This is a genomic window from Mycoavidus cysteinexigens, from assembly GCF_003966915.1.
GTDB classification, from domain to species: domain Bacteria; phylum Pseudomonadota; class Gammaproteobacteria; order Burkholderiales; family Burkholderiaceae; genus Mycoavidus; species Mycoavidus cysteinexigens.
In genome coordinates this window covers 1431305-1446924 of the sequence record NZ_AP018150.1, presented here as the reverse complement: position 1 = coordinate 1446924, position 15620 = coordinate 1431305, and the positions used below count along the sequence as shown (strand labels likewise).

Below are 15620 nucleotides of genomic sequence, written 5' to 3'. Positions count from 1 at the left end.
GCTTTTTAGAGCCAGCTTTATAATTTTATAAAACTGAGTGACTGCACTTTCGGAGCGGAGACAGTGTTTATTAATCAACAGAGGCTAGGTTATTTCCATGCTGTTTATACCCATGGAAAAATTTGTAAAGCAGCAGATTATTTGAATACTGATGCATCCGTCATTACTCGGCAGATAAAACTATTGGAAGGATACATAGGACACAAATTATTTGAGCGCAGCCAGCGTGGAAGAAAAAATCTAACTCTGCTTTTCGGCATTTGTAAGTAATTCAACCACGGCACGAAAAATATTTGCTGCGACTAGCCCTGGCATGTCAGCTATTTCCGCACGCGAAGAAATTAAGGCCGGTGAGCTGATTGCGCTGGAAGTGGATCACCCCATTTTTCAGTCTAGCAAGATGGCTTTAATTACTAGGCGCGGCAAGCCTCTTTTACCCGCCACAGATCAATTACTTAAATTACTCAGAGCAGAATTATCCATTTTTATTTCCCCGCCAAAAATGGATCGTTATGCATCGGCCATTCAACTCGGAGTATCAAATGCGGAGTAAACCCCCATCTCGCAATAAGCGCCGTAATGCACTCAAAGTAATCTTTGCGGCAGGCGCAGCGGTTTGCCTACCCTATATCATCACCTCCCGTAAAACCACGCCTTCCAGAAACATTCCCACCGAACAAGTGCAGCAGATTGTGATCCGCACTTCGGGCGGCAAGAGTCATTTTGCTTATACAAAAATACTCTTTGAACCTTTTATGGAAGCAACCGGTATTAAGGTCGTCGGCATTCCTTCAAATGTGGAGCCTGTTGCAGAAATTAAGACCATGGTTGATACAGGAGAGTACAAGTGGAATATGGCTTGCCTTGGTAATAGGGCGATTCCCGTACTCGGGCAGCAGGGTTATTTAGAAGAGCATGGACTTGGGAACGATGATGCTGTCAAAACCATTTTGCCGCACCTTTTGTCAGACTATAGCGTTGGTATGAATGTCTACTCTATCGTGCTTGCGTATCGCACGGATGCTTTTAAAGGGCGCCCACCCCCCAAAACTTGGAAAGATTTTTGGGATGCGAAGAATTTCCCCGGCCGCCGTAGTCTACGTCAAATCCCCTTTGATACGATTGAAGAAGCTTTGCTAGCGGATGGTGCGCTTCCAACCGAAATCTACCCTTGCGATCTTAACCGTGCGTTTCGCAGCCTGGATAGAATCAAACCGCATATCTCTGTCTGGTGGCAGAATACGCCGCAAGCCGAGCAACTATTAAAAACTGGCGAAGTCGATTTACTCCCGGCTTTTATAATTTCTACTCTATCCGCTATTGATGCAGGTGCGCCCGTTGCATTTTCATGGGATCAACATATCTATGGATATGATAATTGGACAATTTTGAAGGGAACTCCTAATGCGGATGCTTGCCGTCAATTTATCCGCTTTGCCACCGATCCAGAGCGGCAGGCACGCCTTATACCCTATGGCATTAGCCCTACACAGCCAAGCGCGTTGGAAAAAGGCGTTTTAGAAAGAAACCGAATTGATCCAAAATATGTAAAGTTGCTGTCAACCTATCCAGACAATCTAAAAAAAGGGATACCTAGTGATGGGTTGTACTGGGCCGATAAGCATAGTTCCATTATCGAACGCTTTAACCAATGGATGATAAGTTGATTAGATGCTTGCTTAAGATCCCTTTCGCTGCTTTCTTACGCTAAGCGGGCACGAGTGCGAGATCAGGCATATAGGGGTCGCCGTCAAGCTTTTTTCAGCTGTTATCTAAGCTCTAGTCGATTGCGGCTGTAGCCAACTGTGCCGCACCCTGTGCAATGTGTGAGGTAGGGTGGTCGATTAAATCAGCATGAATCGAAAAAAGAGCATTATGTTGGGTGGTGGTCAGTTGAGGCCATCTACGCTAGCGTTCAAGGTGGCTTGATAGCGGCTGCTCGGTTGCGCTACCACTAGGGCGCGAACCACGCTTGCGCAGCGAATTCTCACGCCGGAAAGTAGGCATCGTTGCTAAAATTTAATCAATCTAAAGAATAGCCTTGCCCCGCCTGGCTTTGGAAAAGATATGAAACACTTTTCAACGTAGTTATGCACAGTATCTGTGGATATGTTTGGGCTGCTGACGCGTGCTGTCAATTTATTCAATTTGCAAGTAACCCAAAGCGACAAGCGCTGCTTGCGCCTTACGGAATTGGACTGACCCAGCCCGAAGTCTTAAAATCAGGCCATATTGATTTAAAGCATGCCAAGCTTACTCCAAGCTATCCAGACAACATCAAAAAAGGCATGCCCAGTAACGGTTTATACTGGAAGAGTCATCAGAATGCGGTTATCGAACGGTTTAATCTGTGGATGATAAGTTGGTTCAAAGCTTGCTTACGATCCCTTTATTGTTTTCTTACGCTACGCCTAAAGTGCAGCGATCACCAATATGGCGTATTTGGAAATCTGCTAAAAGACGTGCTGGAGTAGGTTACCGTTGCCCATATCAAGCGCGGACATCTGGACATCTGACTTGGATTGACCCCTTAAATTACCAGACAAGTCATTTACTTAAAATAGAGTAAGCTGGTGCGCGAGGGAAGGTCAGACTGAGATGAGGCACCTTCACGCCTTAGCCAGTCATTATCTAAGCTCTAACCGATTGCGCGCTGTAGCCAGCGCTTCACAGAGCTGCGCTGCGCCCTGTGCAATGCGTGGGGTAGGGCGGTCGATTAAATCTGCATGAATCGAAAAAAGAGCATTATGTTGGGTGGCGGCCAGTTGCGGCCATCTACGCCAGCGTTCAAGGCTCGATAACGGCTGCTCGGTTGTGCTACCGCTAGGGAGCGTAACGATGATTGCCTGCGGGTCAGCTGCCAATACGGCTTCCGCAGAAATAACCGGGGCCACTGGCGCTAAATGCGCAAACACATTGCGTCCACCGCATAATGCAATTACCTCGCTAACAACCTGTTTGCCATTCAGCGTAATCAGAGGGCGCTCAGATATTTGATAAAACACCCGGATTGGCGTGCTCTGCGCATAGCGCTGCCGCAGCGCTTTAATCTCTGCGCGCAATAAAGTTGCCGCTTGCGCGGCGGTAGCGCGGGCGCCAAGTAAAGCACCGAAGTTTTCAAGCGTCAGCGCAATATCGTCGAGTTGGTGCGGTGCGCTATAAAAAATCGGGATATTCAATTGGCGCAAGGCTTCCAATTGGCGCTCTACATTGCCATACCGCCAAGCTATGACCAAATCAGGTTTTAAAGCGATGATGCGCTCCAAATCAAGCGCTTGGTAATCGCCTACGCGTGGCAACTGTTTTGCTGCTTCTGGATAATCGCTATACATGACAGCCCCGCGCAATGCGGCTCCGCCCCCTGCAGCGTAAATCAATTCGGTGATATGGGGCGCTAGGCTAATCACGCGTTTTGCCGGTGTGGAGAGCGTTACCACTGCGCCACTATCGTCTTTGACTTGGATGGTTGCATAGACCCGGCAGGATGCTAGCGTCAGGAATCCAAATAGCAGATAGGCTAAGACGTATTTCATCCCAGATGAGATAACGCTATTGTGGTGATGCGGTTTGCAGTGGGATATGCTCGCGGCTCTCTTTAATGCGGTTATTTTGATCGACAAAAATTAGGCTAGGCTTTACATTGCCGGTACGCACATCGGTATCATCAAACAAGCCAAAGGTTGCGATGATGACTAGATCGCCTAATTGCGCGCGCCGCGCGGCTGAGCCATTTAATGAAATGATGCCGCTGCCGCGTTCAGCGCGTATTGCATAAGTTGAAAAACGCTCGCCGTTATTAATGTTCCAAACTTCAATTTTCTCGTTTTCTATAATGTTGGCGGCTTCGAGTAAATTTTCATCAATCGCGCATGAGCCTTCGTAGTGCAACTCGCAGTGAGTCACGGTGGCGCGATGGATTTTTGATTTCAGCATAATGCGTTGCATAAGCGGTATTCAATAAAGAGTAAAGGTTAGAAAAATAATAGAGCGAATTCGGCAAGAGAGCAAAGCAGATTGGTTTAAATTTTTCTCTTTATGTTGAATTAATCTCGCTTTAAATTTCAAGATTGTCGATCAACCGCGTAGCGCCAAGTTTGGCCGCTGCGACCGCGACTAATGGCTCATTTGTCTCATGCGTAGCAGGTGCTTGTAGATCCACTTGTTTGCGAATGGCGATATATTGCGGTTCCCAACCATGCGCACTAAGCTGGGCTACGGCTTCTTGTTCAAGCGTAGCGAAGTCGCTACGCTTTTCTGCGAGAATTTTGTGGCGCAGATCTGATAACGTTTTAAATAAACGTGGCGCTTCAGCGCGTTCTGCTGAGCTCAGATAAATATTGCGTGAGGACAGCGCTAGACCATCCTCGGCGCGCACCGTTTCGGCCGCGATAATTTCAGTAGGTAATGCAAATTGCTGGCTCATCGCCCGTACAATCATGAGTTGTTGATAGTCTTTTTTACCGAACACTGCAGTCCGTGGCTGCACGCAGCCAAATAGCTTCATGACTACGGTGCACATCCCTTGAAAGTAGTCAGGTCGGAATTCACCCTCAAGGATTGAGCTGATGCCATTCGGCGGTTGGATGCGATAATGCTGCGGCTCTGGATATAAATCAGATTCGCGGGGGGCGAATAACACATAGACATTTTCCTGTCGGAGCTTTTCTAGGTCTGCCTCAAAAGTACGTGGATACTGGTCAAAATCTTCTTTCGGCCCAAATTGCAAGCGATTGACAAAAATGCTGGCGATGACTGGGTCACCATGCTGATGAGCCAATCGCAGCAGCGAGAGATGCCCTTCATGCAAATTGCCCATAGTGGGTACAAAAGCCGCGCGATTTTGTCCGCGTAATTGATCGCGCAATTCTTGAATCGAACGAATAATTTTCATGGTTAAAATTACACCTTATGGGTTGTTTTTTTATGTGGTTAAGAGAGCCTCGCTTGAGGCCGATTCAGCGGGTGTCATGAGGGCGTCAGGGATATAAGAAAGACGCAGATAAATTGGCGCAAATGCCTCTGCCTGCGTGATTTCAATCAAGCTTTCACGCGCCAGTTCAAGCAGGGCGATAAAGTTAACCACAATGATCGACGCGGGCGCGCTTGGTGCGAATAGTTCGCTAAATTCAATAAAACGAGTATGTTGTAATTTGCGCAAAATACCGCTCATATGCTCGCGCACGGAGAGCGCAGCGCGGGGAATGCGGTGATGCGCCACAAGCTTGGCACGTTTAGCCAGCTCCACCCATGCCAGGCGCAGATCGTCCAGACTGAGCTCGGGCCAGCGCGGCGCAACCAGGCTTGGCGCAACATAAATATGCGCGCGTAGAAAGTCGCGCCCGAGTTGGGGCAATTGATCCAGTTTGAGCGCAGCGAGCTTGATTTGCTCGTATTCAAGCAAGCGTCGTACGAGTTCTGCGCGCGGGTCTTCCGCCTCTTGCTCGGGGTCGGCCGGTTTGACTGGCAGCAGCATGCGCGCTTTAATTTCAATCAGCATCGCAGCCATCAGCAAATATTCGGCCGCCAACTCAAGATTGTGGCTGCGGATCTGCTCAACATACTCAAGGTATTGGCGAGTGACGGCCGTCATCGGTATATCAAGCACATTAAAATTCTGCTTGCGAATTAAATATAGCAAGAGATCAAGAGGACCTTCAAAAGCTTCAAGAAACACTTCCAGCGCATCTGGCGGAATATAGAGGTCACGTGGCAGCTTAAACAGCGGCTCGCCATATAAACGCGCATAAGCTACGCCATCTATGGTATCCGGCGTTGAATCAGCAGCAGGCGCAAGCAACGCCTTATCCGCTAGCGCGCTTAAAGCAGGCTGCTTCAAGGTTTAGCCCACTCTAATAATAGACGTAGGGCGTTTGTTTGATGCGCGAAGTTTGTTGCCGCGCTCGTTCATCCAGATTAATCTGCGGTTTATCCCACAACAACAAGCGCCCGCGGCGCTGCGCTTCTTCGAGCATAGGCTTTTGCTGTTTGAGTTGGTTGATAAATTGAGTAATATCAGATTGGTAGTGACGCGTCATAAGCAAAATATCGGATAGATTTCATCGTTTAGTCTACACAGCCGTCTGTTTAACGGAGGATGGACTGAATTAAGAGCTCAATCTTATCTGAAATTGTCCTTGAAGGTTGGATTTAGGTTAAGTTTAAGGCTTTTGGGGGTGGAAAGGCACCTAATAAATATGTTCAAATATGATGCTCGCTGCGCTTTCTAGATCTACTTAAACGCCTAAAAAATTTTATTGGAACTCAGTTTGAGCGAAATCGAACACTCGTTAAGCAAATCCATGCGCGCTTGGCGTTGGTTTTGTTGCATTGGACTCGCCAGCGTATTTATTTTTGCGCCGGATTCTGCGCAAGCGGAATATACGGTTGAAATTAACGCGCCGCGCAAGCTTAAAGCATTGCTGAAAACCCATTTGGATTTGGCGCGTTTCGCAAAACGCACGGATATTAGCGATGAACAATTTGAGTTTTTAGTTGCAGCGGTGCCGCAGCAAGCGCGTGAGCTCGCTGAAACAGAAGGGTATTTTAGTGCGGCGGTGACTACAGATGTAATCGAATTTGCCGATAAAAATGTGGTGACGATTAGCATTGACCCAGGCCCGCACACGACGATTTCATCCGTTGCCCTAAATTTTACGGGTCCGATTCAAACCGAAGCTCCAGGGCGTGAGCAAGCGGCGCGGCGCAGTTGGACTTTACGGCGCGGCGAGCCCTTTAGCCAAGCCGCTTGGGAAAGCGCTAAAGAGGCTTCACTCAAGGCGTTGCAAGCAAAACGCTATGCCGCGGCTAAAATGACTCGCGCGCAAGCGCGGATTGATCCCCATACGCAGCAGGCGCGACTTGAGGCCACTTTCGAGAGCGGCCCGACTTTTACGATCGGGCCGATCGAAATTAGCGGACTAAAACGCTATCCTGAAAAAATCATTCATCATGTAAATCCATTACAACCGGGTGAACGTTATAGCGTAGAACGGCTGCTTGAATTGCAAAGGCAGGTGCAAAACACCACATACTTCGCCAGTGTTACGGTCGATGTGGCAAATGATGCAACGCAGCCCAACCAAGTTCCGGTCAAGGTCAAAGTCAGCGAATATCCCTTTCATGCGATTCGTTCGGGGATTGGCTATTCATCGGATACAGGCGCTCGGGTGCAAGGTCACTATGTCTATAATAATGTGTTTGGCCGTAGTTGGATCTTGAGTGCGCAAGGGCAGTTCGAACAACGCCAGCAAAACACTTCATTGCGCTTATCCATGCCTCCCGATAATAAAGCCTATACCAATAGTCTTTTAGGGTCCCATACCCGTACCAATATCGAAGATACGGATATCCGTAGCCTGCGGCTCGGTGCGCAACGCGCGCGCGCGTTGCAAAATTTTGACTACGCGTGGACTTTACTCTATTACGAAGATCAGCTTATGCAAAATGCGCAAGCGCCAGATGTGAGTCGAGCGCTGGTGCCGGGTTGGTCGTGGACGCGGCGTAATGTCGATGATCCAATGTTCGCGCGTCAAGGTAATATTATTTCGCTTGCAGCGGGGTTTGCCGTCAAAGACATTATGACTGAGCAGACCTTTGGCCGATTCTATATGCATGGGCGTCAGTACTTCCCACTTGGAAAAAATGATCTGATTTTGTTGCGCGCGGAATTGGGCAGCGTTTTAACGGCGGGCGGCTCAGATGGCATTCCAGCTTCGTTATTATTTCGCGCGGGGGGAGTGAATTCGGTGCGCGGCTATAGCTATCAAAGTATTGGCTACGAAGTAGAGGGCTCGGTTCTACCCGCTAAATATTTGGCGACGGGCAGCAGCGAATATCAGCATTGGTTTAATCGGGATTGGGGGGGCGCCCTATTTTATGACCTGGGTACCGCAACCGACCGCTGGCAAGAGAAAGTCCTTTATCAAGGGGTCGGTATCGGGGTGCGCTGGCGTAGTCGGGTGGGTCCAATCAACTTAGATGTGGGGTATGGATTGCGAGAGCGTAGAATCCGCCCCTATTTAACCCTTGGAATCGCATTTTGATGAAATTGTGGCGCGTGCTTGGCTGGTTAACGCAAAGTCTACTGGCAATCGCTGCTTTACTGGTTGGCGTATTCTTATATGCGAGCCATACTGAACCTGGAACGCGTGCGCTCTGGCAAGTAGCGCTGCAGCTCTCGGGCGGGCGCTTAAGCGGTGTCTTGGAGGGTGGCACTTTGGCGACTGGCTTGCGTTTGCAACAGGTAGTATGGAATGCTTCCGGTAATCAAATCCAGATTGATCAGATCAACGGCCAGTGGGGTTTGGCGCGCAAACCGTGGCGCTTGAAAGTAGATTGGTTGCACCTCGGGTCGGTGGACGCTCACTTAGCGCCTACTGCAGAGACATATGAAACGCCACCTCTGCCAACCTTGCCCAAAACTTTAGCATTGCCATTACCATTTGAAATTCTAGAGCTGCGAATTCACCGTTTGCGTCTGCACCCCGCTCAGCAAAGTACGCCAAACATAGTGCATAAAAAAGGCGCAGTAAACGCTTCAGTGACTGAACTGAGCGACTTGACCTTGCGCGCGCGCAGCGATAGCCAGACGCATCAACTCACAGTTGAACAGCTGACTACGCCATTCGGCAAGCTTAAAGGGGCACTTCAGCTGGGCGCTCAAAAACCGTTCGCGCTCAGTGGCGCAGTCGATTTTTTGAGCTCGCCGCGCGCCAAGCCGGCACTACCGATTCAGCGCTTGCAGCTACGGTTATCCGGTTCGCTAGAGCAAATCGAAGTGGAGCTAGATGCGTTAGGCGCTCAGCTCGCCGGCCATGCTCAGATGGAAATCATGCCGCCGTTTGCACCGCAAGCGGCCGCCCCAGTAACGCAGATCAAATTTAAAATCCAGGATAGCGTGTATGCGGGCCTGCCACTCACGGGTTCAGGTCATCTTCAATTAGGCGCAAAACGAGTCATTCTAAACGCCACGCAGCTATTGATAGCAGGCAATAAGATTCGGCTGCAAGGTCGCTTAGGCGAAGCAGACGATCAGCTTGAATTCACGCTCGATGCGCCTCATCTAAAGCGGCTCGACTCATTTTACGCGGGCTTAAGCGGCTCACTTAAGGCTGCCGGACATTTAAGCGGGCAGCTTGCAGCGCCCAATATCGTGGCGCATTATCAAGCGGCTGAGCTGGTTTTCGGCGAAACCAGCGTAGCCCAAGCCACAGGACAAATCGAGTGGCGCGCCGCGGCGCATAGCGCCCTGGCCCTGGAGCTCGATGGGCGTAATATTATTACGCCGAGCATAGCGCTGCACACCCTAAAAGCGCGGGTAATCGGCACGCGCGCGCACCATCAATTCACCGCGGCGGCAGTCGGTCAAGTCGGTAAAAATCCGTTTGATCTGAACCTCGCCGCGCGTGGAGCATTGCAACAGACTGCGGCGCAGATGCGCTGGCAAGGTACGCTAACCCAACTTGAAAACCGCAGCTCACAACTCACGAAAGCCGTAGGGTTGCCTGCTTTACGCCTGCTCGCGCCAGTCGCCCTCAGCCTCGAGCCCAACCGCGTCACCCTGGGCGCAGCGCAATTAGACATCGAACAAGCCACGCTTGCGTTACGCAGCCTGATTTATGCGCCAGGCGTGATACGTTCCGCAGGAACCCTCAAAGGCGTGGAACTCGACGGATTATTGCGTCTGCGGCAGGCATTGACCGGTCACCTGCCTACCTTCAAAACCGACCTGGTGCTGGACGGAGATTGGGATTTCTCTTTGGGAGACAGCGCCACAGGCTATCTACAACTCACGCGGCGCACCGGCGATATACGCTTGAATACGAGTCAACGATTTACTGCGCTTGGCATCAATACTCTCGCAGCGCGGGTTGATTTATCCGGCCAGCGTCAGGTTCATCTTAACTTGCGCGCCCAAGCCGCGCGGCTTGGCACATTAAACGCTGAATTAGCCTCAGCCCTGAGTTTAAACCATGGACAATGGTCAATTGCGCCTGAGGCGCCGTTATCAGGGCGGATTGTGCTGGCTGCGCCTGCGCTTAAAACAATCAGCGCTTTACTTGGCCCGCAATATCTATTTGAAGGGCGTTTAGCCATGGATCTGACGCTCGCCGGACAATTCGCCAAGCCGAAATTCTCAGGCCACTTAAACGGCGACGACTTAGCCGTGAATTTACTCGATGAGGGTGTCTCGCTCTCGCGCGGGATTATCCGCATCGCCTTATCTGAAAACCAGGTGGATTTTCGGCAGGTTGAATTTCATGGAGTGGAAGGCACGGTGCGCGTGCTGGGCGGCATTGCTTTGGATCATGCGAACCCGATTTTATCGGCCAAGCTGGTGGCGGATAAATTTGAGCTCTTCGCCACCCCAGACAAGCAACTCTCAATCTCTGGTCAGGCTACGCTAGCCAATCGAGATGCCTCAGGCGGACTAGCGATCGACGGCGATTTTAAAATCGATCATGCGCTCTTTGATTTACCGGCCACGCCTGCGCCCAAGCTTGGCGATGACGTGATCGTCATACGCGCGAATGATGCGCCAGCGCAAGCCGCGTTGGATGTGCTCGCGTCAGACCGGCCACGCTCTCCTGGCGGTTTCTTGCCCGCTGCCAAAATCAACATCGACCTAGGTCGTAATTTCCGTTTTCATGGCGCTGGCGCTGATTTAAAACTGCGTGGCAAATTAAGCGTGCTGAGCGAATTTAACAAGCCTCTCCATGCTGTTGGCGATATACGCGTAGATCAAGGCTCAACCTATGAAACCTTTGGCCGCAAGCTAGCCATTGAAAATGGTTATTTTGGTTTTAATGGGCCAATTAATAATCCAAGCATTAATGTCCTGGCGATGCGGCGCAATCAAGAAGTTGAAGTCGGCGTTCAGGTCAGCGGTACCTTACGCATGCCCAATGCGCGTTTAGTTTCAGAACCCAATTTACCCGACAATGAAAAAATTTCGTGGCTGCTATTTGGGCATGGCAGCAGCGGTGGCATGAATTTAGGGCAAACCAATACCGCCGCAGCTGCCTTTGCTTTATTAGGCGGCGTAGGCGGCAAGCGGATCGCTCAAACGATTGGTCTAGATGAATTTTCAGTCGGCCAAAGCGATGCCGGACTGACTGATCCGCAGGTTGTGAACTTGGCTAAAGCATTGAGCGAGCGCTTTATCTTAGGCTATGAGCAAGGCCTCACGACCGCCGCCAGCATTTTCAAAGCCACTTGGCAATTTTCTCGCAGTTGGTCGATTACCGCTCATACCGGCACGCTCAATGGTGTTGATTTGCTGTTTAACCGACGCTTTGATTAAATCAACGATTCGCCGCTAAGAGCGCATCAATTTGCTTGGCCTCAACCCGTGTCATTAAATGCTGGTAAGGTTTAAGTGGCTGCTGCGCGTTCAACGGAGTGGCCTGGTGCGACCAGGCCAACGGCGCGACGCTCAGAAAAGTCTCAACTTTAGCGGCTAATTGCGGCAGAACCGGCTTCAGCGCGAGCGTGAGCAAGCGGAATGCCTCTAAACTCACGCTGCAGGTTTCATGTAAAGCACTGGTTTGAGTCGGATCTTTGGCCTGGTTCCAAGGTTTCATTGTATCGATAAACAGATTAATGGCATTGGCTTCTTCCATGATGCGGCGCAGCGCGCGCGCGCTATCGCGGTTTTCATAGTGCGTTGCAATTTCTGGCAGCGCCGCGCGGAGCTGCGCCAATAATGGATGATGCATTGCGCTCTCGAGCACACAACTATTAAAGTGCTTCGCTAGAAAGCCCGCCGTGCGGCTGGCGATATTGACATATTTACCAATTAAATCACTATTTACCCGAGAGATAAAATCGTCCAGATTTAAATCAATATCTTCGAGCGAGCCATTCAGCTTAGCCGCGAAATAATAGCGCAACCACTCTGGATCTAACCCTGCTTGAATATAACTATGAGCAGTGATAAAAGTGCCGCGCGACTTCGACATTTTCTGCCCATCAACCGTCAAGAAACCATGCGCAAAGACATTGGTTGGCGTCCGGTAACCAGAAAACCTGAGCATCGCGGGCCAAAACAACGTATGAAAATACAATATATCTTTGCCAATAAAATGATACTGTTCTGCTGTGCTATCAGGCTTAACCCAATCTGCAAAATCTAGGCCTTCTTTAGCGCATAGCTGTTTAAAGCTCGCATAATAGCCAAGCGGCGCATCCAGCCAGACATAAAAATATTTACCTGGCGCATTGGGAATCTCAAAGCCGAAGTAGGGGGCATCCCGTGAAATATCCCAATCAGCGAGTTGCGTCGTTTGGCTATCTTTATCCTCAACGCCTAACCATTCGCTCATCTTATTGCGCGCTTCTGGCTGCGCCAGCTGCGCCACCCATTGGCGCAAAAAATTTTCGCAACGCGGATCAGAAAGACGGAAAAAATAGTGTGTTGAAATTTTTTTGATCGGCGTCGCACCAGAAACTACTGAATAAGGGTTAACCAGCTCAGTTGGCTGATAGGTTGAGCCGCATATTTCACAGGCATCGCCATATTGATCTGGCGCCTGACATTTAGGGCATGCGCCTTTAATAAAACGGTCAGGCAAAAACATCGCGCGCACTGGATCATACGCTTGCTCAATCTCGCGCGTATCGATTAACCCCTTTTTTGCCAGCGCCAGATAAACCTGTTCACAAAGCTGCTGGTTGTCAGCAGAATCGGTCGAATCATAGTGGTCAAAAGAAATGCCAAAATCGTCGAAGTCCCGTTTGTGTTCGGCCCAGACTCGTTTAATCAAGGCCTGCGGCGTGATCTCTTCTTTTTCTGCACGCAACATAATGGGGGTGCCGTGCGTATCATCCGCCCCGACGTAATACACCTGATGGCCGTGCATACGCAAGTTTCGAGCCCAAATATCGGTTTGCATATATTCAACCAAATGCCCAATATGAATTTGGCCGTTGGCATAGGGGAGCGCGGAAGTGACAAGAATACGGCGAGTGGGCATAGTGGCGTTTAATCAGGCTAAAGCACGGATTTTAGCAAAGCCTGGGTGTACCGAGCGTTATTTAGGGCGCTCCGTTAAAGAATTCGCATTGAGTGCCCTGAATTAATATGAAAGGGAAGCGCATATGAGGAATATTGATCGGGGGGCTAAGCTGCGCGCGCAGCATGAGGGACTCCAGCACATGGCATCATCCCAGGCTGAGAAGTAGGAGGTTGCTGATAAGCCGGTTGCGCAAAGCTGGCTTGATATTGATAGCTAAACTGATTCAACTGAGACATCATTTGGCTCATTTGAGCCGAAATCATACTAAATAACGAAGTTAGGCCGAAACTGTATTTAAAAGGATCAGTTTCATTTTCGTGTTTTTTAGGCAAACGAGTATTCGTGCCTAAATTATTTGGAGGGCCTTCAGATTTTGGATAGAATTTAGTGATTAGAGTCCACTATTTCCAGCACTAGATATTCTGGTATTTGAGGTTTGCGTTGTTCCTGATGGGCGATTTCCAGATCTATTAAAAGAGGTACTAATAAATCCTATGTCTCTGATAAAAGATACCATGGGTAGCTCCAGAATAATCGCGCAACAGATTTTTTATTATTGGCACGTTTAAAAGCAATCGTGCAATAAGTTGCATAACACTAAATTTAATATAATTTAATGAGATGCCAAATAAAATACTTAATTTTTGGTAAATTGCGTATAGAAAATCGAAGTTTAGATGCAACCAAATATGCTATGGTAGCTGAAATTATTATTATATTTATTTAAATTGTTTGCTACAGCTATGGCAGCGAGCTGCCATAGCCCTGATTGCACCTTACCATTCTATTTTGGGTAATCGACTACGTTGGGTGATTAATGGATTAATCCAGCTATATTGGCTTTAATAAGCACGCCCAGCATGAAAATTACCTGTAGGTTGATACGTTACATAGGGTTGGTGAGTAAAATTCTGGGCATAAGGCTGTTGCCAAGAATGTGCTGGGTATTGGTAATTTAGATAATGATTCATTTGCATCGCATGTTGAGTCTGCAACGCACTATGTATCCCCGCGTAAGGATTAAAGAAATTCATTAAATTCTCAAGAAAACTTCCTTGCTGGGCTACTGGGTAGTGTATGTGCTGAATATAAGGTTGGGGTTGGATGTAATGGTGCGTATATGGTGGATAGAATTGATAGGGTGGGGCATAACCATGGGCCGGCGGATGTTGATGGTGTGTTGCATAACTTTGGGCTTGCTGCTGATGGTGGTTTGCCGTAGGCCGTGGGCCAATAGCTTGGCTAGGGGACTTTACTTGCGAAAGTATAGACTTGAGCGTGTCAATATTATAAGTTTGTAACTTCTCAAGCGACAATACGTGGGAATTTTTTTTAAAGATTTCTGGGTTTTCTTGAATATTTTTCCCTATTTCATAGATGATTGAATTACGCTCTTTTTCAAGAGTTTGGGAAGCAGTAGTGGCACCTTCACTGCGACGGTTTTGACTGGCATTAGGGTTTGTGTATTCAAGGGGTATTGACGGAAGAGTGTCTAACCATCTATCTATCATTTCATTCGGTTGCCAGCTTGACCTAGATCTTTCACTTTCCTCTATCTCATAAGAGCTTGACTCAGATCCTTCACTTTCCGTTTCTTCTACAATCAATCGCCGGCGACGTGGTTCGGATTGACCGGAAACTGGCAGTGAAGTATTCTCATAGTGCAGTTCACTTCTTGTTTCATCGTCTGTTAGTGATGCAGTTTCGGCATCGGTGGCATTATGTTGCGCGGAGTTTTCATTTGCTGAGACAAATGACGTAGTTTCGCTTCTCGAATCTGAATTGGCCGAAACAAATGACGCAGTTTTACTTCTCGAAGCTGAATTGGCCGAGACAAATGATGCAGTTTTGCTTCTCGAATCTGGATTGGCTGAGACAAATGACGCAGTTTCGCTACTCGAATCTAAATGCAATCCCAAGTTTACAGCAGCATTTTCGAAGAAGCTATCTTCTGATGACTGAGCGTTATTGTTAAGGGACGAGCTTTCTATGGGGTTTGGGTTACTAGGCAAACCTGCAAGCGGTCCTGTTATTGAAGGAGAACGACTTGTCGAATTTCTTCTTAATTGGCCTGAACTAGTAGAAGCAGGGCTTCCAGCCGCAATGGGGGGTGGGGCTGATTGACTAGTACGTTTTAACATAGTGATAACTCCGATATATCTGTTACAGCAAATTATTTGCTGTTGGCTCTTCTTTAAGAAAATTTAACAGGATATTAAATGATGAGTCTTAAGTTTAAAGAAGCGATGTATAGATAAGCGAAGGGCTGAATTTGCCAGTAAGGATTTGGCCGTTCTCTTACACAAATTATATCCAACGATTTAGAGAGAGAAATCTATTGGCAGTCGATAACATGAATTTTTATGAAAAAATGGTGTTATTAAATATAATATAACTTAATAGCCGAAATTATTGGTTTAATTCACATATATTTTTTTATTTAAACTATAAAAACGATTGGTTGTCACGCTCAATTTATTGAGAGGTGTGAATTATTAAGTGTTTTTTATAAAATTATAGATCGCTATTAATGAGTATTGCAAATGTTTAATTATTGCATAAGATTATTATAAAATAAATCCGCTTTCCAAGTATAAATGTAAA

Annotated in this window: 11 protein-coding genes and 2 pseudogenes; 5 read left to right on the top strand and 8 right to left on the bottom strand. The window is 48.2% G+C overall.

The genetic code is table 11. The annotated features are described in order from the left end of the window. Nucleotides 1-63 precede the first annotated feature (63 nt). The 3 genes and pseudogenes from MCB1EB_RS05940 to MCB1EB_RS05930 all read left to right on the top strand — a co-directional run. A pseudogene (locus MCB1EB_RS05940) lies at nt 64-237 on the top strand (helix-turn-helix domain-containing protein); the annotation flags it as partial. A 76-nt stretch (nt 238-313) separates the two neighbouring features. Continuing rightward, entirely contained in the window at nt 314-553 is a 240-nt protein-coding gene (locus tag MCB1EB_RS05935; RefSeq protein ID WP_045362151.1) for a type 2 periplasmic-binding domain-containing protein, read from the top strand. After that, nucleotides 543-1667: an ABC transporter substrate-binding protein gene (locus MCB1EB_RS05930; protein WP_045362153.1), complete on the top strand. Its 1125-nt coding sequence runs from the start codon at nt 543-545 to the stop codon at nt 1665-1667. Before MCB1EB_RS05935 ends, MCB1EB_RS05930 begins: the two co-directional genes overlap by 11 nt. A gap of 960 nt (nt 1668-2627) precedes the next feature. Here MCB1EB_RS05930 and MCB1EB_RS05925 read toward each other — a convergent pair. The 5 genes from MCB1EB_RS05925 to MCB1EB_RS05905 form a co-directional block, all read right to left on the bottom strand. Beyond that, nucleotides 2628-3533 (bottom strand): cobalamin-binding protein, encoded by a 906-nt coding sequence (locus tag MCB1EB_RS05925; protein ID WP_045362157.1) that lies wholly within the window; start codon nt 3531-3533, stop codon nt 2628-2630. A 16-nt stretch (nt 3534-3549) separates the two neighbouring features. Then, nucleotides 3550-3945 (bottom strand): aspartate 1-decarboxylase, encoded by a 396-nt coding sequence (gene panD, locus MCB1EB_RS05920; protein WP_045362159.1) that lies wholly within the window; start codon nt 3943-3945, stop codon nt 3550-3552. Nucleotides 3946-4054: 109 nt separating this feature from the next. Further along, the gene (gene panC, locus MCB1EB_RS05915) at nt 4055-4891 is read right to left on the bottom strand and encodes a pantoate--beta-alanine ligase (RefSeq protein WP_045362161.1); all 837 of its coding nucleotides are present in this window, start codon (nt 4889-4891) and stop codon (nt 4055-4057) included. 30 nt (nt 4892-4921) lie between these two features. Further along, the gene (locus MCB1EB_RS05910; protein ID WP_045362163.1) at nt 4922-5836 is read right to left on the bottom strand and encodes a segregation and condensation protein A; all 915 of its coding nucleotides are present in this window, start codon (nt 5834-5836) and stop codon (nt 4922-4924) included. 13 nt (nt 5837-5849) lie between these two features. Further along, on the bottom strand, nt 5850-6035 hold the full coding sequence (locus tag MCB1EB_RS05905; protein WP_034956313.1) for a DUF3460 family protein: 186 nt from the start codon (nt 6033-6035) through the stop codon (nt 5850-5852). Between the two features lie 264 nt (nt 6036-6299). On the opposite strand from MCB1EB_RS05905, the gene MCB1EB_RS05900 reads away from it, so the two are divergent. Both MCB1EB_RS05900 and MCB1EB_RS05895 read left to right on the top strand, forming a co-directional pair. Beyond that, nucleotides 6300-8042: an autotransporter assembly complex protein TamA gene (locus tag MCB1EB_RS05900; RefSeq protein WP_045362165.1), complete on the top strand. Its 1743-nt coding sequence runs from the start codon at nt 6300-6302 to the stop codon at nt 8040-8042. Continuing rightward, complete coding sequence (locus MCB1EB_RS05895; RefSeq protein ID WP_052393622.1) at nt 8042-11302, top strand: translocation/assembly module TamB domain-containing protein; 3261 nt, start codon at nt 8042-8044, stop codon at nt 11300-11302. The genes MCB1EB_RS05900 and MCB1EB_RS05895 overlap by 1 nt, the downstream gene beginning before the upstream one ends. A gap of 4 nt (nt 11303-11306) precedes the next feature. On the opposite strand, the pseudogene metG reads toward MCB1EB_RS05895, so the two are convergent. The 3 genes and pseudogenes from metG to MCB1EB_RS05885 form a co-directional block, all read right to left on the bottom strand. After that, nucleotides 11307-12974 (bottom strand): annotated as a pseudogene (metG, locus tag MCB1EB_RS05890) (methionine--tRNA ligase); the annotation flags it as partial. Between the two features lie 146 nt (nt 12975-13120). Then, complete coding sequence (locus tag MCB1EB_RS12515; RefSeq protein WP_269471758.1) at nt 13121-13252, bottom strand: hypothetical protein; 132 nt, start codon at nt 13250-13252, stop codon at nt 13121-13123. Nucleotides 13253-13858: 606 nt separating this feature from the next. After that, nucleotides 13859-15157, bottom strand: a complete 1299-nt coding sequence (locus MCB1EB_RS05885; RefSeq protein WP_126353906.1) for a hypothetical protein — start codon at nt 15155-15157, stop codon at nt 13859-13861. Nucleotides 15158-15620 lie beyond the last annotated feature (463 nt).